The 17,960-nt window shown below is 45.2% G+C and carries 17 protein-coding genes; 14 read left to right on the top strand and 3 right to left on the bottom strand.

All coding sequences use genetic code 11. From position 1 onward, the window contains the following. Window positions 1-7 precede the first annotated feature (7 nt). Together CKQ84_RS21505 and CKQ84_RS21500 are read right to left on the bottom strand one after the other, a co-directional pair. On the bottom strand, window positions 8-1,072 hold the full coding sequence (locus CKQ84_RS21505) for an efflux RND transporter periplasmic adaptor subunit (protein WP_105252698.1): 1,065 nt from the start codon (window positions 1,070-1,072) through the stop codon (window positions 8-10). Window positions 1,073-1,370: 298 nt separating this feature from the next. Continuing rightward, on the bottom strand, window positions 1,371-2,657 hold the full coding sequence (locus CKQ84_RS21500) for a citrate synthase (protein ID WP_105252697.1): 1,287 nt from the start codon (window positions 2,655-2,657) through the stop codon (window positions 1,371-1,373). A gap of 414 nt (window positions 2,658-3,071) precedes the next feature. Between CKQ84_RS21500 and sdhC the strand changes: the two genes are divergently transcribed. The 10 genes from sdhC to CKQ84_RS21450 all read left to right on the top strand — a co-directional run bounded on the left by sdhC (window position 3,072) and on the right by CKQ84_RS21450 (window position 14,108). Next, entirely contained in the window at window positions 3,072-3,467 is a 396-nt protein-coding gene (gene sdhC / locus CKQ84_RS21495) for a succinate dehydrogenase, cytochrome b556 subunit (protein ID WP_012089416.1), read from the top strand. Continuing rightward, on the top strand, window positions 3,461-3,808 hold the full coding sequence (gene sdhD, locus CKQ84_RS21490) for a succinate dehydrogenase, hydrophobic membrane anchor protein (protein WP_105252696.1): 348 nt from the start codon (window positions 3,461-3,463) through the stop codon (window positions 3,806-3,808). The genes sdhC and sdhD overlap by 7 nt, the downstream gene beginning before the upstream one ends. Continuing rightward, complete coding sequence (gene sdhA, locus CKQ84_RS21485; protein WP_105252695.1) at window positions 3,809-5,575, top strand: succinate dehydrogenase flavoprotein subunit; 1,767 nt, start codon at window positions 3,809-3,811, stop codon at window positions 5,573-5,575. It begins immediately after the preceding gene. 11 nt (window positions 5,576-5,586) lie between these two features. Next, window positions 5,587-6,294, top strand: a complete 708-nt coding sequence (locus CKQ84_RS21480; protein ID WP_028759701.1) for a succinate dehydrogenase iron-sulfur subunit — start codon at window positions 5,587-5,589, stop codon at window positions 6,292-6,294. A 214-nt stretch (window positions 6,295-6,508) separates the two neighbouring features. Then, on the top strand, window positions 6,509-9,340 hold the full coding sequence (sucA, locus tag CKQ84_RS21475) for a 2-oxoglutarate dehydrogenase E1 component (RefSeq protein ID WP_028759702.1): 2,832 nt from the start codon (window positions 6,509-6,511) through the stop codon (window positions 9,338-9,340). A 31-nt stretch (window positions 9,341-9,371) separates the two neighbouring features. After that, window positions 9,372-10,562: a 2-oxoglutarate dehydrogenase complex dihydrolipoyllysine-residue succinyltransferase gene (gene odhB, locus CKQ84_RS21470; protein ID WP_105252694.1), complete on the top strand. Its 1,191-nt coding sequence runs from the start codon at window positions 9,372-9,374 to the stop codon at window positions 10,560-10,562. A 105-nt stretch (window positions 10,563-10,667) separates the two neighbouring features. Next, complete coding sequence (sucC, locus tag CKQ84_RS21465) at window positions 10,668-11,834, top strand: ADP-forming succinate--CoA ligase subunit beta (RefSeq protein WP_006081976.1); 1,167 nt, start codon at window positions 10,668-10,670, stop codon at window positions 11,832-11,834. Then, the gene (gene sucD, locus CKQ84_RS21460) at window positions 11,834-12,706 is read left to right on the top strand and encodes a succinate--CoA ligase subunit alpha (RefSeq protein ID WP_028759703.1); all 873 of its coding nucleotides are present in this window, start codon (window positions 11,834-11,836) and stop codon (window positions 12,704-12,706) included. The genes sucC and sucD overlap by 1 nt, the downstream gene beginning before the upstream one ends. A 401-nt stretch (window positions 12,707-13,107) precedes the next feature. Further along, the gene (rnk, locus tag CKQ84_RS21455; protein WP_028759704.1) at window positions 13,108-13,515 is read left to right on the top strand and encodes a nucleoside diphosphate kinase regulator; all 408 of its coding nucleotides are present in this window, start codon (window positions 13,108-13,110) and stop codon (window positions 13,513-13,515) included. Window positions 13,516-13,610: 95 nt separating this feature from the next. Next, on the top strand, window positions 13,611-14,108 hold the full coding sequence (locus CKQ84_RS21450) for a GNAT family N-acetyltransferase (RefSeq protein ID WP_105252693.1): 498 nt from the start codon (window positions 13,611-13,613) through the stop codon (window positions 14,106-14,108). A gap of 83 nt (window positions 14,109-14,191) precedes the next feature. Here CKQ84_RS21450 and fur read toward each other — a convergent pair whose 3' ends face one another. After that, entirely contained in the window at window positions 14,192-14,623 is a 432-nt protein-coding gene (gene fur / locus CKQ84_RS21445) for a ferric iron uptake transcriptional regulator (protein ID WP_028759706.1), read from the bottom strand. A 257-nt stretch (window positions 14,624-14,880) separates the two neighbouring features. Here fur and cobB point away from each other — a divergent pair, with 257 nt between their 5' ends. The 4 genes from cobB (at window position 14,881) to corA (ending at window position 17,835) form a co-directional block, all read left to right on the top strand. Beyond that, window positions 14,881-15,612: a Sir2 family NAD+-dependent deacetylase gene (cobB, locus tag CKQ84_RS21440; RefSeq protein ID WP_105252692.1), complete on the top strand. Its 732-nt coding sequence runs from the start codon at window positions 14,881-14,883 to the stop codon at window positions 15,610-15,612. After that, complete coding sequence (locus tag CKQ84_RS21435; RefSeq protein ID WP_105252691.1) at window positions 15,609-16,058, top strand: ATP-binding protein; 450 nt, start codon at window positions 15,609-15,611, stop codon at window positions 16,056-16,058. Before cobB ends, CKQ84_RS21435 begins: the two co-directional genes overlap by 4 nt. Window positions 16,059-16,388: 330 nt before the next feature. Beyond that, window positions 16,389-16,760, top strand: coding sequence for a hypothetical protein (locus CKQ84_RS21430; protein ID WP_105252690.1), 372 nt, complete (start codon window positions 16,389-16,391; stop codon window positions 16,758-16,760). 127 nt (window positions 16,761-16,887) lie between these two features. After that, window positions 16,888-17,835 (top strand): magnesium/cobalt transporter CorA, encoded by a 948-nt coding sequence (gene corA / locus CKQ84_RS21425; RefSeq protein ID WP_105252689.1) that lies wholly within the window; start codon window positions 16,888-16,890, stop codon window positions 17,833-17,835. Window positions 17,836-17,960 lie beyond the last annotated feature (125 nt).

The raw sequence follows: 17,960 nt of genomic DNA, 5'->3' as shown, positions 1-17,960 counted from the left end.
GCTCCTATCAGTTCTTAGCGGAAGCAAGATCGAGTGGGGTGATCACTTCGACTAAGGATTGGTCTTTCAAGTTTTGCTGGCCACGGGTAACGACTTGCTCACCGGGGTTAATACCTGTAATCACTTCTACCGAATCACCTTCACGGTAGCCAATTTCGACTTCACGACGGTTCGCATTGGTACCATCAATAACATAAAGCGCTTGTTTGTTGTCTTGGTTAATCAAGGCGCTGTAGGGAACAGTAATCACGTTCTCGTGGGTATCGTATTTGAGCTCAACCCGGGTAAACATGCCTGCTTTAAGGCGCGCCTCTTGATTCGGCACAGCAAGTGTCACCTTAAAGGTGCCACTTTGTGGGTCCACAATCGGGCTTATGCGCAACACTTTGGCGTGGATAGCATTCTTGCTATGTTGATTACTAAACACTTGTGCTTCTTGGCCGAGTTTTAAGCTCGCAAGTTGTTGCTCTGGCAAATGAACTATACCGTGGAGTTCATCTTGGTTGACTATATAAAACAAGTCGCCAAATTCCTTCGCCATATTGCCAGCTTTAACATAGCGTTTAGCAACGACGCCGCTAATAGGGGAAAGGACGCGGCTTTCTTTTACTTGCAGTTCGGCGAGATCTTTTTTAGCGATAGCGGCTTGCAAGTTATATTCAAGTTTGGCCATTGAATCTGCGCTGATAAATTCTCTGTTGCTCATTTTCTTCAGACGATTCAATTCCTGCTCGATGATTTTGACTTCGGCTTCTGAGCGGTCTAAATCGTATTGCTGTCTTTTGGCATCAATAACAGCCAGCACTTGTCCCTTTTGAACGCGGTCACCTTCTTCAACAGCGAGAGATTCAATGAGCCCTGATATACGACTTACTACATTGGCTTCCTGTGGCGCTTCTAAGGTGGCAGTTGTACTGTAAAAAGAAGAAACGTTTCCTTGCATCACTGTAGTGGTTTCGACGGGAATGGCATATTTTTCTTCTTTTTTGACCACTTCTTCCTCACCACAGGCTGCTAGCATCGAAATCATTAGCAGTGGCAGGGTGAATTGAGCAATTTTTGACTTTTCCATAAGAATGTTACCTGTTGTCTTTATTGTGATGTCAGTTGTTAGCAGAAACCATGCCAATATTTAAAGTTATTTAATTTCAGGTTGTTAGCCGTATTTGGGGCTAAGTGTGATTTGTGATTCTTACTAAATGTAGCTAAAAGGTTTAAAAAGTGATGAGAATAACTAAACGCGGTTAATTAAGATTACACAAGTGCGCAATTGCAACAATGTATTTTGTCAGGAGAAGTAAGTTTAAAAGAGGATTATTTGAAATGAAAAAAGCGCCCTTAGGCGCTTTTTAATGCGTAAGTCGTGGGACTTAGCGTTTGTCTTGTGCGACGAAATCACGCGCAGTTTCACCAGTATATAACTGACGTGGACGGCTGATTTTGTGGCCTGGTTGATCTAACATTTCTTTCCAGTGAGCAATCCAGCCTACAGTACGTGCCAGTGCGAACAGCACAGTGAACATACTGGTTGGAATACCAATGGCTTTCATGATGATGCCAGAGTAGAAGTCGACGTTTGGATACAGCTTTTTAGAAATGAAGTATTCGTCTTCAAGTGCAATACGCTCAAGCTCCATTGCCACATCCAAGAGTGGATCTTGTACTTTCAGTTCTTTCAGCACTTCATGACAGGTTTCACGCATCACTTTGGCTCGTGGGTCAAAGTTTTTGTAAACACGGTGTCCAAAGCCCATCAGACGGAAAGGATCATTTTTATCTTTAGCGCGTTCAATGAATTCAGGAATACGGTCTACTGAACCGATTTCTTCTAACATTTGCAAACAGGCTTCGTTAGCGCCGCCGTGTGCAGGGCCCCAAAGAGATGCGATACCCGCTGCGATACACGCAAATGGGTTTGCACCTGAAGAACCGGCTAAACGTACTGTTGAAGTCGATGCATTTTGTTCATGATCAGCATGTAAAATGAAGATCCTGTCCATTGCACGTTCAACAATAGGGTTCACGACGTATTCTTCGCACGGTACAGCAAACATCATGCTTAAGAAGTTGCCTGCATAGCTTAAGTCATTACGTGGGTACACGAATGGCTGGCCTGAAGAATACTTGTAGCACATGGCTGCTATCGTAGGCATTTTTGAGACTAAGCGATAAGCGGCGATTTCGCGGTGACGTGGATCGTTAACATCCAGAGAGTCTTGGTAAAATGCAGATAATGCACCCGTCACACCACATAACATGGCCATAGGATGAGCATCACGACGGAAACCTCTAAAGAAGAAGGCTAGCTGCTCGTGAACCATAGTGTGGGTTTTAACTGTATGTACAAACTCAGTATATTGCGCTTTGGTCGGCAGTTCACCGTAAAGCAGCAAATAACACAGGTCTAGGTAATCGGAGTCAACGGCAAGTTGATCGATTGGATAGCCACGGTGTAACAATATACCCAGATCACCATCAATATAGGTAATTGCAGATTCACAGGAGGCAGTCGCAAGAAAACCTGGATCAAAAGTAAAGTAACCTTTGCTGCCAAGTTTACTGATATCGATTACGTCAAAACCAGCGGTTCCCTGCTTTACTGGCAATTCTATCGAGTCGTTCCCTGGTAATTCTAATTTGGCTTTTAAATCAGCCATACCCCGTTCTCCTTACTTAGTTCTTATCTGTGAGTGCGGCATGTCAAACCGCCATTACTTTACAGCCATTCTAGATCACATTTCAATTTAAATAAGCGTTTAAATTTGTTAGACCATGGTATAAAAGCCTTTACTTTTCTATTTGTAACTGGCACTTACAGTAAAAAATAGTCAAAAAAACATAATTTGCATTCTGTGATGTTTGTATTTGACATTTGCCGCGAGTATACTTGCCTCGCCCAATAAGGGCCGCAAACAACGATTATAAAGCACCCTTTGTTTACATGTTAAATGAGTGCGTGCTCAGATAGTTAACTGTTTGTTTAAACTTTGCTTTTGTGTTTACTTTTGCAGTGATCAACCTCCTGTTTAAAGTTTGTACAAAAGCGGTTCACATAACAAAAAAAATGCTCAATGGAGCTGAGTGAGCAGAACGTGAAAAAGCAAAGACCTGTCCATTTAGATCTGCAGACCATTCGCTTTCCTGCAACAGCGATTGTGTCAATTCTTCACCGTGTTTCCGGTGTCATCATGCTGTTCGCAGTTGGCATTCTCATTTGGTTGCTAAATTCATCTTTAGCATCAGCTGAAAGTTTCGCTGGCGTACAGTCTCTATTCGATAACTTCGTGATGAAGTTTATCCTGTGGGGCATTATGACTGCACTGGCCTATCACTTGTTTGGTGGCCTGCGCCACTTAGTAATGGATACCGGTCGTTGGGAAGAATTGTCATCGGGTGCCGCATCAGCGAAAGCTGTATTTGCCTTAACGGTAGCCTTTTCAATCATAGCGGGGATCTGGGTATGGTAACCAATGCAGCAAGTTTTGGACGCAGTGGTGTTCATGACTATATTCTACTACGCGCTAGTGCAGTGATCCTCGCCTGTTACACCATTTTCTTGGTTGGCTTTATTGCATGTAGTTCCCCTCTCACCTACAACGTCTGGCATGGCCTATTTAGTGCTCTGCCGATGAAAGTGTTTACACTTCTGACGCTGGTAGCCTTATTAGTACATGCTTGGATTGGTGTATGGCAAGTGCTGACAGATTACGTTAAGTGCACGTCGTTACGTGGTGTTTTACAGTTCACCTTTGTCGTTACCGTATTTTGTTATTTAGCGGCCGGCATTGTTATTGTGTGGGGTGTCTAAGTGAGTATTCCAGTACGCGAATTTGATGCTGTAGTGATCGGTGCCGGTGGCGCTGGTATGCGTGCAGCGCTGCAGATTTCCAAAGAAGGTAAAAGCTGTGCGCTTTTATCAAAAGTATTCCCAACCCGTTCTCATACCGTATCTGCGCAGGGTGGTATCACTGTTGCGTTAGGTAACGCCCATGAAGATCATTGGGAACAACACATGTACGATACCGTGAAAGGTTCCGATTTTATCGGTGACCAAGAAGCGATCGAGTTCATGTGTAAAACCGGTCCTGAAGCCGTGATTGAACTTGAGCAAATGGGTTTGCCTTTCTCTCGTTTCGAAAATGGTACGATTTACCAACGTCCATTTGGTGGTCAATCTAAGAACTTTGGTGGCGAGCAGGCTGCGCGTACTGCGGCAGCTGCCGACCGTACTGGTCATGCTTTGCTTCACTGTTTATACCAACAAAACGTTAAGCATAAGACGCAAGTCTTCTCAGAATGGTATGCATTAGATCTCGTTAAAAACGATGATGGCGCCGTTGTGGGTTGTACTGCGATTGAAATTGAAACAGGCGATATCGTTTATTTCAAAGCCAAGGCAACGATTCTAGCGACGGGTGGTGCAGGACGTATTTACGCCTCTACCACTAACGCGCATATCAACACCGGTGACGGCGTCGGTATGGCAATGCGTGCTGGCGTGCAAATGCAAGACATGGAAATGTGGCAATTCCACCCAACTGGCATCGCCGGCGCGGGTGTACTTGTGACTGAAGGTTGTCGTGGTGAAGGCGGTTATCTGCTGAACAAAGACGGCGAGCGTTTCATGGAGCGTTATGCCCCTAACGCGAAAGATTTGGCATCACGTGACGTGGTAGCACGTTCAATGATGACTGAAATCCGCGAAGGTCGTGGTTTAGACGGTCCATTAGGCCCACACTGTTTACTGAAGCTTGATCACTTAGGTAAAGAAACATTAGAAGCACGTTTACCAGGCGTGTGTGAATTGTCTCGTACTTTTGCACATATCGATCCAGCCGATGGTCCAATTCCAGTACTACCAACGTGTCACTATATGATGGGCGGTCTACCAACTAAGGTCAGTGGTCAAGTTATTCGTAAGAATGAAGACGGCACTGAACAAGATGTTATTGGTCTGTTCGCTGTGGGTGAGATTGCCTGTGTATCTGTTCACGGTGCAAACCGTTTAGGTGGTAACTCACTGCTTGATTTAGTGGTCTTTGGCCGCGCAGCGGGTCAGCATTTAGGTAAAGCTTTGGATGAGACTGACGATCCAAAAGATGCTAGCGATGCGGATATTGCTGCCTCTCTGGCGCGTCTGAATCGTTGGGAAAGCAACAAAGATGGCGAAGATCCAGCGCAAATCCGTAAGGATCTGCAACTGTGTATGCAATTAAACTTCTCTGTATTCCGTCGTGGCGATGCTATGGCTGAAGGGTTAGAGCAGTTGAAAGTGATTCGTGAACGTCTTGCAAATGCTAAATTGTCTGATAACTCTCGTGAATTCAATACTCAACGTATTGAATGTTTAGAGTTAGATAACTTGATGGCAACGGCAATCGCCACGGCTTATGCGGCTAACTTCCGTACTGAAAGCCGCGGTGCTCACTCACGTGAAGATTATTTAGAGCGTGATGATGAGAACTGGTTATGCCACAGCTTATTTGACCCAATCACTGAAACGATGGATCGTCGTGCAGTGAACATGGCACCTAAGTTACGTGAAGCATTCCCGCCGAAGAAACGTACCTACTAGGAGTTGCAAAGATGAAATTGACATTTGCAGTTTATCGCTACAATCCTGACGTAGATACTAAACCGTATATGCAGGATTACAGCTTAGAAGTGGCTGAAGGCTCTGACATGATGGTGCTCGATGCACTGATCAAGTTGAAAGAGCAAGATCCGACTTTGTCATTCCGTCGCTCATGCCGTGAAGGCGTGTGTGGTTCAGACGGCGTGAACATGAATGGTAAGAATGGTCTGGCGTGTATTACCCCAATTTCAACCTTTAAAGGTAAGAAATTAGAAATACGTCCATTACCAGGTATGCCAGTTGTTCGTGACTTAGTTGTTGATTTAACTCAGTTCTATAAGCAGTATGAGAAGATCAAGCCTTACCTCATCAATGATGAGAAACAACCTGCTCGTGAACACTTACAATCCCCTGAAGAGCGTGCTCATTTAGATGGTTTGTACGAATGTATCATGTGTGCCTGTTGTTCTACGGCTTGCCCATCATTCTGGTGGAATCCTGATAAGTTTATCGGTCCAAGCGGTCTGCTTCATGCATATCGTTTCTTGATCGACAGTCGCGATACAGCTACAGAAGAACGTTTATCTGAGCTGGACGACGCCTATAGCGTGTTCCGTTGCCATGGCATCATGAACTGCGTTGACGTTTGTCCAAAAGGTCTTAATCCGACTAAAGCAATTGGTCATATTAAGTCCATGCTGTTGAAGCGAGCAGTGTAATGCGAGAACCCGAGCTGAAACCAATAATAATATAGCTCTTGAAGAGTCACTTTCTGGTAGCAGAAGGTGACTCTTTTGCGTATGTAATGGAAGACAACGCGCCGTATATCTGGACATCTAGGGGCGGCAGAAATTATGCGTCGAAGGTAATCTCTACAGACTGCATATTTAATACTATGGCTAAGCACGTGTATAAAGTTTGAAAGGAATAGAAATGCACCAAGGCATCATGAAAGCCTGGCTCGAATCATCTCACTTAAGTGGTGCAAATTCGACCTACGTAGAAGAGATGTATGAAGCCTATCAAGAAGACCCACAGTCAGTCGCTGATGATTGGCGTGCGGTATTTGATAATCTCCCTCCTGTGAACGGTGCCTCTGTTGATGCGCCTGAAGCTGCTCACTCAAAAGTACGTGATTATTTTCGCAGTTTAGCGTTAGAAGGTCGCCATAAGAGCTCGGCTCGTGTGACGGATCCTGAAATGGATGCTAAGCAAGTTAAAGTCCTGCAATTAATTAACGCCCATCGTTTCCGTGGTCACCAAGGTGCTAATCTTGATCCCCTTGAACTGTGGAAACGTGAACCAGTAGCTGATTTAGATCCTGCCTTCCACGGCTTGACTAAAGAAGACATGGAACGTGAGTTTAATACAGGTTCTTTTGCTCATGGTGGCGAAACCATGAAGCTCGCGGATTTGGTAAAAGCGCTGAAAGCCACCTATTGTGGTTCTATCGGTGCTGAATATATGCACATTACCGATACCGATGAGAAACGCTGGATCCAACAACGTCTCGAACCTTCCTTAGGTAAAGCTAACTACGATAAAAGTGTTAAGACACGCATTCTTGAAGGCCTTAACGCCGCAGAAGGTATTGAAAAATACTTAGGTGCTAAATTCCCTGGTGCGAAACGTTTCTCGTTAGAAGGCGGTGATGCGTTAGTGCCTATGATGCGCGAAATTATTTATCGTGCAGGTGAAGCCGGTACCAAAGAAATCGTCGTCGGTATGGCTCACCGTGGTCGTCTGAACGTGTTAGTGAACGTATTAGGTAAGCGTCCAGCTGAACTGTTTGACGAGTTCGCAGGTAAGCATGCTGATACCCACGGTTCTGGTGACGTTAAGTACCACCAAGGTTTCTCCTCTGATTTTGAAACGCCGGGCGGCAATGTGCATTTAGCACTGGCCTTCAACCCATCGCACCTTGAAATCGTTAACCCTGTGGTCATTGGTTCTGTACGTGCCCGTCAAGACCGTCGCGGTTGTAAGGATGGCTTACAAGTCATGCCTATTACTATTCACGGTGACTCTGCCATTGCGGGTCAAGGGATAGTACAAGAGACATTCAACATGTCTCAAACCCGTGGCTTTAAAGTCGGCGGCAGTATTCGCATCGTAGTGAACAACCAAGTGGGTTTCACTACGTCTAACCATGCGGACACTCGTTCGACTGAATACTGTACTGACATCGCTAAGATGGTTCAGGCACCGATTTTCCACGTTAACTCTGATGATCCCGAAGCCGTTGCTTTTGTGTCGCAGTTAGCCGTTGATTATCGTAACGAGTTCAAACGTGATGTGGTGGTTGAATTGGTGTGTTATCGCCGTCATGGCCATAACGAAGCCGATGAGCCAAGTGCAACTCAGCCGCTGATGTATGCCAAGATCAAGAAACACCCAACGCCACGTAAGATTTATGCAGACAAGCTAATCGCTGAAAACGTGATGGCTGCTGATGATGTGACTGGTCTTATCAATAATTACCGTGATGCATTAGATCAAGGTGATTGTGTAGTTAAAGAATGGCGCCCAATGACGCTGCATTCTGTTGATTGGACACCGTATATTGGTCGTGAGTGGGACGAAGCGTATCAAGCCTCTATGTCGGCTGAGCGTTTACAAAGTCTGGCTGACAAACTGAGCTATGTACCTGAAAGTCATCCATTGCAATCACGGGTTGCTAAGATTTATAGCGACCGTTTAGCGATGGCAAAAGGCGAGAAGCCACTCGATTGGGGTTTTGCAGAAACGCTGGCTTATGCCTCAATTCTGGAAGACAACAAGCGTGTACGTATTACAGGTCAGGATTCTGGCCGCGGTACTTTCTTCCATCGTCATGCTGTATTGCACAATCAAAACGATGGCACGACTTACATGCCACTGCGCAATATTGCTGATGAACAAGGCCCAATTGATATTACTGACTCAGTATTATCTGAAGCCTCAGTACTGGCGTTTGAGTATGGTTATGCCACAGCAGAACCCGGTGGATTGACTATTTGGGAAGCGCAGTTTGGTGACTTTGCTAACTGTGCCCAAGTGGTAATCGATCAGTTCTTGTCATCGGGTGAGCAGAAGTGGGGCCGTTTATGTGGTCTGACTATGTTGTTACCCCATGGCTATGAAGGTCAAGGCCCTGAGCATTCAAGCGCCCGTTTAGAGCGTTTCTTGCAGATGTGTGCTAACCACAATATGCAAGTGTGTGTGCCTTCAACACCTGCACAGGTCTACCATATGTTGCGCCGCCAAGTGGTGCGTCCTATGCGTCGACCACTTATCGTCATGTCGCCTAAGTCATTACTACGTCATCCATTAGCAGTTTCAAGCTTGGAAGAATTAGCCAATGGCAGTTTCCAAAATGTGATCGGTGAAATCGATACGTTGGAAGCAAGCAAGGTTGACCGAGTTGTCTTCTGCAGTGGTAAGGTTTACTTCGAGCTGCTGGAAAAACGTCGTAAAGAAAATATCACTAACGTAGCGTTAATCCGTGTCGAACAGTTATACCCGTTCCCACATGATGAAATGATCGTTGCTTTGGCTGATTACCAACATGTGAAAGATTTTGTTTGGTGTCAGGAAGAGCCACAGAACCAAGGTGCTTGGTACTCTAGTCAACACCATTTCTGGGCCGCGGTTCCTGCAGGTGCACAGTTAACTTATGCTGGTCGTGAAGCGTCAGCTGCACCAGCGTGTGGTTACCCTGAGTTGCACACACATCAGCAAGAATCTTTAGTGAACAGTGCCCTGAAACTTACAATCACACTGTAGTAATAGACATTTTATAAAAGGATAGTTTTTCATGAGTATCGAAATCAAGGTACCCGTACTACCAGAATCTGTTGCCGATGCCACGATTGCCACTTGGCATGTGAAAGTGGGCGAGCAAGTTTCTCGTGATCAAAACCTGGTTGATATTGAAACCGATAAAGTGGTTCTTGAAGTGGTTGCGCCAGAAGATGGCCACATTGGCGAGTTTTTGTTTGAAGAAGGCGCCACTGTTCTGGGTGAACAAGTGATCGCTAAATTCATCGCCGGTGCTGTATCGGGCAAAGAAGTCACTAAAGCGCAAGCTGAAGCGGCAACGCCTGTAGCTGAAACCAGCGATGAAAGCAGTGATGCGTTAAGCCCATCTGTACGCCGTTTACTGGCTGAGCACAATGTTGATGCCAGCAAAGTAAAAGGCACTGGTGTGGGTGGTCGTATTACGAAAGAAGACGTAGAAGCCTTTGTTAAGTCTGCGCCTAAAGCAGCGGCACCAGCAGCACCTGCTGTAGCTCCGTTAGCGGCTGGCCGTAGCGAGAAGCGCGTGCCAATGACACGTCTGCGTAAGACAATCGCAAACCGCTTGTTAGAAGCGAAAAACTCTACCGCTATGCTCACGACGTTTAACGAAGTGAACATGAAGCCAATCATGGATATCCGTAAGCAATACCAAGATATCTTTGAAAAGCGCCACGGTATCCGTTTAGGCTTTATGTCTTTCTACATCAAAGCCGTGACTGAAGCGCTGAAACGTTTCCCAGAAGTCAACGCGTCTATTGATGGCGATGATATCGTCTATCACAACTACTTCGACATCAGCATCGCAGTATCAACACCACGTGGTCTGGTAACACCAGTGTTACGTGACACTGATACCATGAACTTAGCTGAAATCGAAAAAGCCGTTCGTGACTTAGCCCTTAAAGGCCGTGACGGTAAGTTGACTGTGGCTGACATGACTGGCGGTAACTTCACTGTGACTAACGGTGGTGTTTTCGGTTCACTGATGTCTACACCGATCCTTAACCTGCCACAAAGTGCGATTTTAGGCATGCATGCCATTAAAGATCGCCCAATGGCAGTCAATGGTCAGGTTGAAATCCTGCCCATGATGTACCTAGCACTCTCATATGACCATCGTATTGTTGATGGCCGTGAGTCTGTTGGTTTCTTGGTTGCGATTAAAGACTTCCTAGAAGACCCAACTCGTCTGCTGCTTGATCTGTAACACAACTCGATAAGAGATTGCGCTTAAAGAAATAGCCAGACATACCCTCGTGACTGGCCCAAACGGGCCAGTTGGATTTGATTAGAAGTATACGGATAGATCATCATGAATTTGCATGAGTATCAGGCAAAATCCTTATTTGCCGAATATGGTTTACCAGTGTCAGAAGGTTTTGCATGTGATACAGCCCAAGAAGCTGTAGAAGCGGCAGGCCATATTGGCGGAAATTTATGGGTTGTTAAGTGTCAAGTACACGCAGGCGGCCGCGGTAAAGCAGGTGGCGTTAAAGTCACTGGCGATAAAGAAGAAATCAGAGCCTTTGCCGAACACTGGTTAGGCAAAAATCTGGTGACTTATCAAACTGATGAGAAAGGCCAGCCGGTTGCTAAAATTTTAGTAGAAAGCTGTACCGACATCGCTAACGAACTGTACTTAGGTGCCGTTGTTGACCGCGCGACTCGTCGTGTTGTGTTCATGGCGTCGACTGAAGGTGGTGTTGAAATTGAGAAAGTGGCAGAAGAAACGCCAGAACTCATCCACACTGCAATCATAGATCCTTTGACTGGCCCACAAGGTTATCAAGCACGTGATCTTGGCTTCAAGTTAGGTTTAAACCCAACTCAAATGAAGCAGTTCACTAAGATTTTCATGGGTCTGGCGACTATGTTCGTTGATCATGATTTCGCATTGCTTGAAATCAACCCACTGGTTATTACCACTGAAGGCAACCTACACTGCCTAGACGGTAAAATCGGTATCGACGGTAACGCACTTTATCGTCAACCAAAAATCAAAGGCATGCACGATCCATCACAGGATGATGCCCGCGAAGCTCACGCTGCTAAGTTCGAGCTGAACTACGTTGCATTAGACGGTAACGTTGGCTGTATGGTGAACGGTGCAGGTCTGGCGATGGGTACTATGGATATCGTTAACTTGCACGGTGGCAAGCCAGCGAACTTCTTAGACGTAGGCGGCGGCGCGACGAAAGAACGTGTAGCAGAAGCATTCAAAATCATTCTGTCTGACAGCAATGTGAAAGCGGTTCTGGTTAACATTTTCGGCGGTATCGTACGTTGTGACATGATCGCAGAAGGTATTATCGGCGCTGTTAAAGAAGTGGGCGTTAAAGTACCTGTTGTGGTTCGTTTAGAAGGTACTAACGCTGAACTTGGCCGTGAAGTATTAGCTAAATCAGGTCTAGATATCATTGCAGCTACCAGTCTAACTGACGCGGCTGAGCAAGTAGTTAAAGCTGCGGAGGGCAAATAATGTCTGTCTTAATCAATAAAGATACCAAGGTAATTTGCCAAGGTTTCACAGGCGGTCAAGGTACATTCCACTCACAACAAGCTATCGATTACGGTACGCAAATGGTGGGCGGTGTGTCTCCTGGTAAAGGTGGTCAAACTCACTTAGGTCTGCCAGTGTTTAACACTGTGAAAGACGCTGTGGCTGCGACTGGCGCAACTGCTTCTGTGATCTATGTACCGGCTCCTTTCTGTAAAGATGCCATTCTTGAAGCTATCGACGGTGGCATCGAGCTTATCGTTTGTATCACTGAAGGCATTCCTACACTGGACATGCTGCAAGTTAAAGTGAAGCTTGAAGAAACTGGCGTTCGCATGATCGGCCCTAACTGCCCAGGTGTTATCACCCCAGGTGAATGTAAGATCGGCATCATGCCAGGTCACATCCACTTAAAAGGCAAAGTGGGCATCGTTTCTCGTTCAGGTACTCTGACTTATGAAGCGGTTAAGCAAACGACGGATGAAGGTTTCGGCCAATCTACTTGCGTAGGTATTGGTGGTGACCCAATTCCAGGTACTAGCTTCATTGATGTACTGGAAATGTTCCAAAACGATCCACAGACTGAAGCGATCGTTATGATCGGTGAAATCGGTGGTAACGCTGAGGAAGATGCGGCGGCTTTCATTAAAGCACACGTGACTAAGCCTGTTGTGTCTTATATTGCGGGTGTCACTGCACCTGCTGGTAAGCGTATGGGCCATGCTGGCGCGATTATCGCTGGCGGTAAAGGTACTGCAGAAGACAAATTTGCTGCATTAGAAGCAGCGGGCGTGACAACTGTCCGCTCGCTTGCTGATATCGGCAAAGCGCTGCGTATTCGTACAGGTTGGTAAGCTAACCTTTTCGAATATAAAAGGCGCCTAAGGCGCCTTTTTTATTGGCGGTAATTTACGCCGCTAAGCGCAGTAAATCATAGGAATGGGATTGAGCTAACACCATGAAGACTAGATATTTTTGCTTCTACGGGTTAGATTGATGCTTCTCTACTACGCGCTCGTCTGTGTCATTGGCGAGGATAATGTGAGTAGAGCCATTAACCATGAGCTAAGTGCTTATGGCTTCAGTGCTGTTCTGCAAAAAATCTTGAACTCAAATTTATTTAACACGGTTGCAGTCTATCGTTGCGAGCGTATTTGTTTTATGGGGCTTATCGCATTGGGGGAGGGTAAGCAACAGAGTCGATGTTAGCCACAGTAACGGCTTAAACATCACATTTTTTTACGAGGGAAAAACTGTGAAAACACCTAAAATCATTATTTCGGAAATTGACTTAGAAAGACTAGAGCGATTATTGGAGTCACTACCGGCAAATGCGTTTCCGGGCAAAGCGGCATTGGAGGCTGAATTAGACAGAGCCGATATTGTGCCTGCATCACAGGTGCCCGCGAATGTGGTGACCATGAATTCAGAAGTGAAGTTTAGCGTTTCATCCAGTAATGAGACTTTCTGTTTACGTTTAGTGTATCCAAAAGACGTGAACGGCGCAGGGACGATTTCTATTTTGGCGCCGGTGGGCAGCGCATTATTAGGGCTCTCTCAAGGTGATGAAATTGAATGGCCAGGTCCGGGTGGTTCTATGGTAAAAGTGCGTATTGAGGAAATCCTGTATCAGCCTGAACGCAGTGGTGATTTCCACCGTTAAGCTTGAGGTATTGGCGTAGTGTCGTTGACGTTACGCCAGTGCACTTTAAGCGAACCATTGGTTGATTTTTAAGTGCCATTTTTGAAGGAGCAAAGATGATAACCCAAACTGAACGGTTAATTATTCGACCATTTACTGAGCAAGATTGTGAAGCGCTTTATTTGATGAACAGTAATGCTGCGATGCTGAAATACATTCCCACCGCGGCATTTACAGCTCGCGAGCAGGCGGTTGAGTTGTTTCACAAGGTGATCCAAGTCGATTATCTGCAACATGGTTTTGGTCGTTGGGCGGTAGAGCATAAAGCTGATAAGCGGGTGATTGGTTTTTGTGGTCCGAAATTTATTCCAGAATTCAGCGAAGTCGAACTAGGTTATCGTTATTTCCCTGAGTATTGGGGAACAGGAATTGGTACTGAGGCCGCATTTGCTGCATTAGCCGAATTTAAACGTTTTGGTATTGATCAGACGATTGCACTTATCTTAGCAGGGAATCTCGGTTCTGAAGGCGTAGCTAAGCGTGTGGGCATGTATTGGCGTGAGCAAAATGAGTTTATGGGCCATAAAGTGAATATCTACGCCAAGGTGTTATAGCGGTTTACCCGTAAACATCATCCAATAAAAAACCAGCCTTAGGCTGGTTTTTTGCTTAATTCTTTATAAACACAATGGCCGACTTAGGCGTCGTTATGCTCACAGGTATCGTTGGTGCAAGTGCCGTACAAATATAAGCTGTGATTAGTCAGCTTAATATTGTGTTTCATGGCAATTTCATCTTGACGACGTTCGATGACTTCATCTGAAAACTCAATCACTTTGCCACACGATAGGCAAACTAAGTGATCATGATGATGCTGAGTCGATAGTTCGAAAACGGCTTTACCGCTCTCAAAATGATGGCGACTGACAATACCTGCATCATCAAATTGGTTTAACACACGGTAGACGGTGGCTAGACCAATTTCTTCACCGATATCGAGCAGCTTCTTGTACAAATCTTCTGCACTGATATGTTGGTTTTCAGGTCCTTGCATCAGTTCTAGGATCTTGACTCGTGGCAGGGTAATTTTCAAACCCGCTTTTTTTAGCGCTTGATTTCCATCTGTCATTGCTAATCTCTTGATTGCAGAACCAATAGGTTCATCCGTGGATAGTGTTTGCCATTATAGGTGCTCAGGTTGAAAACTTAAACCTTTGTTCTGGCTTTCTAGGGCGATATGCAGATAAATTGTGTCAATAGGCGTTAAATCACAATATTTTGCGGCAATTCAAGCATAGTTTTTGTATGGTTATACCAAGGAATAATATTCACGGCTGCCAAAGTCAGTGAGAATAATTCAAATCAATAAAATAATAAGGAATCGGCATGTACCAGCAAATTGTGGTGTTAACCGGCGCAGGGATTTCTGCTGAGTCGGGTTTACGCACCTTTCGCGATCAAGATGGTCTGTGGGAAGAGCATCATATTGAAGACGTTGCTACACCAGAAGGTTATGAGCGTGATGCTGAATTGGTAGAGCGATTTTACAATAGTCGTTGGTTGCAACTGCACAGTGGCACGGTTGAACCCAATGCAGCGCATGTGGCCTTGGCAAAGTTGGAAGCGGACTTTAAAGGTCAATTACTTATCATCACACAAAATATTGATGATCTGCATGAGCGTGCGGGCTCGCGCCGTCTATTGCATATGCACGGTGAATTATCCAAAGGCCGTTGTCCGCGCTCACGTCAGACCTTTATTTTACGTGAGCCCTTTGGTGCCGATAATTGCTGTACTTGTTGTATTCCGGCTCAGCGATTACGCCCCCATGTGGTGTGGTTTGGTGAAATGCCCTTAGGGATGGATCGAATTCACGATGCGCTCGATAACTGTGACTTGTTTATCGCCATTGGCACCTCTGGCACTGTGTATCCTGCCGCGGGCTTTGTGTATACTGCTAACCATCATGGGGCTCAAACAGTCGAAGTGAATATGATGGCACCCGATAGACACAGTCAGTTTCAATATCACCTCACAGGAAAAGCGGGGGAGTTAGTGCCTCAGTTGGTTGATACCATTTTAGCGGGTCGAGTGATTGGCAGTGAGTCGAACACATGAGCGAAAAAGTTGCGATTATAATGCGTGGCTTACCGGGCAGTGGTAAGTCACATTGGGTTGAAACTTACATTCTTTCCTTTCCTTTAGAAAAAGCCATTGGCGTGCGGCAACGTGGCGTATTTTCGACCGATAGTTTTTTCTACCATGAAGATGAATACCGTTTCGATGCCAAGAAATTACCTGAGTTTCATCAATGTAATTTGACGGGGTTTATTCAGGCACTTTCTTCAAGCGAGCCTGTGGTGATTTGTGATAATACCAATCTGTGCCACTGGGAATACATGGCCTATGAAGCGGCGGCAAAAGCCTTAGGTTATCAAGTTAGAATTGTGCTTGTGGGTGAACCAAACAGTCTGGCTCATCAGCAGGAATGCGCCAAACGTAATCGCCACGGCGTTCCTTTGGCACAAATTCAGCGGATGGCGAAGGTATTTGAAGATTTTTAATTTCAGGTACTTACTTATGTTGAGTGTTGTGATCTGTAGCAATCAATTTTAGGTATAGGTCCCGCAGTGTTTTCGCCCTGTCATAAGTCTGTTGTACTCTGTTTCAACGTTCTGCTTTGTCTATGTCTATGTCTATGTGCATGTGTATGGCTCGTACATTCGCCTTGTCTATTTGACTGTGCACTTTAAGCTTGATCCCAAAGACAGTTTATCCACATAAGTCTGCGTATAATGCGCTAACTTGTGTGGCATTGAAGGGTCAATGCAAGATTGCTGCTGGCTTGATCGAGACCATTGAGCACAAGCGGACGTTTATCAGAGGAAAGAGCCATGCTCATTAAAATTTTACTAACAGTCTTAGTCATTGCTGGCGCTTGGTTTTTACTGGTGAAACGCAAGCGTCAGATTGAACCTCTGGCAGTTAATCTCAGTTCAAAGCGTTTTAGTGAATCGCTGTGGCGCCGATACCTGTTGACGGGTGTGTTTGTAGTGATTGGATTTAGCCTGCTGAGTTACAGTGTTTGGTATTGGCGCGATCAGCATAGAATTGTCACTGTGAGAATTGTGTCACCGAATGCCGACAATAACGGCGAGTATCGTGTGCGAAAAGGGGATATCTCAGACTCGAAAATGGTCACTCTCGATGGCATCCATATTCGCTTTTCGACCCAAGAACGGTTGGCAATTATCGAAACCGATTAAGGCATATTTATTTTACTAAATTACCTTGCACGCCTTTTCATTGCCAACTTATGCGGTAAACTAGCGACAATTTTTTAGCCTGCACTTAAGTGGAATCGTTAACTTAAGTTTTTTTTCAGGAGGACAAATGATTACTGCTTATGTCTATGATAATCGTCACCTTACTGTGACAGAGCTCGGCATACTGGACAGTATTCCCGCGTCGACCATTTGGTTAGATCTGTATAAACCCGATGATGAGGAGCGAGAGTGGTTAAGTCATTTTTCTGTTGAAGAAGTGCCTGACGAAGAAGATATCAATGAAATTGAGGCCTCAGCACGTTTTTATCAAAACAGTGACGGCTTGCATATTAATTCGTTATTCCCACAGCGTGTCGGCCAAGATGTGCGCGGCGTTAACGTTTCCTTCAACCTTCGTAGCAATTTTTTACTGACAATTCGGGAAGAAGACGTAGGTCTTATCCGTTTGCTGCGTAACTATTTGCGTTTAGGGCGGTTAGAAGTATCGACCCCGCAGGAATTGTTTCTCGAGTTATTTAATCTGAAAGTGGATTATCTATCTGACTTAATTGAAGACGTTTACACTGTACTTGAAAATGTCGGTGAGCAAGTATTTGATAACGACGAACTTGACGATGTATTTAAACTCATCACTCTGCAAGAAGACTCTAATGGTAAAATCCGATTAAGTTTGCTCGATACTCAGCGCTCACTGCGTTATATGCAGCGTTATTATCGTGGCCAGTTATCCGATGAACATTTAAAGGACTTGCGGGAAATGTTGTCGGATATCGAGTCGCTGATGCCCCACAGTCAGTTTATTTTCGATAAGTTAAACTTTCTGCTCGATGCGGCCATGGGTTTCAGTGGTCTGCAGCAGAACAAAATCATCAAAATCTTCTCGGTTGCCGCTGTGGTGTTTCTACCACCGACCTTGATTGCCAGTAGTTATGGGATGAACTTTGCCAGCATGCCTGAGCTTGAGTGGCAATACGGTTACCCTATGGCGATTGTGATGATGTTAGCCAGTGCCGCAGGTACTTACTTCTTCTTTAAACGTAAGCATTGGTTATAAGTCTGGCGCTAGCTGTGTTGGTTTTCTCGAATTTAAAATAAGGGTCGAATGCAATATTCGACCCTTATTGTTATCACTTTTATTAATCATGTTCATTCAATGACTTTTATTCAATGAGTGAGACT

Origin of the sequence: Shewanella sp. WE21 (assembly GCF_002966515.1) — a bacterium.
GTDB classification, from domain to species: domain Bacteria; phylum Pseudomonadota; class Gammaproteobacteria; order Enterobacterales; family Shewanellaceae; genus Shewanella; species Shewanella oncorhynchi.
The sequence above is the reverse complement of the archived record's forward strand: the minus strand, read 5'-3'. Positions and strand labels throughout refer to the sequence as shown.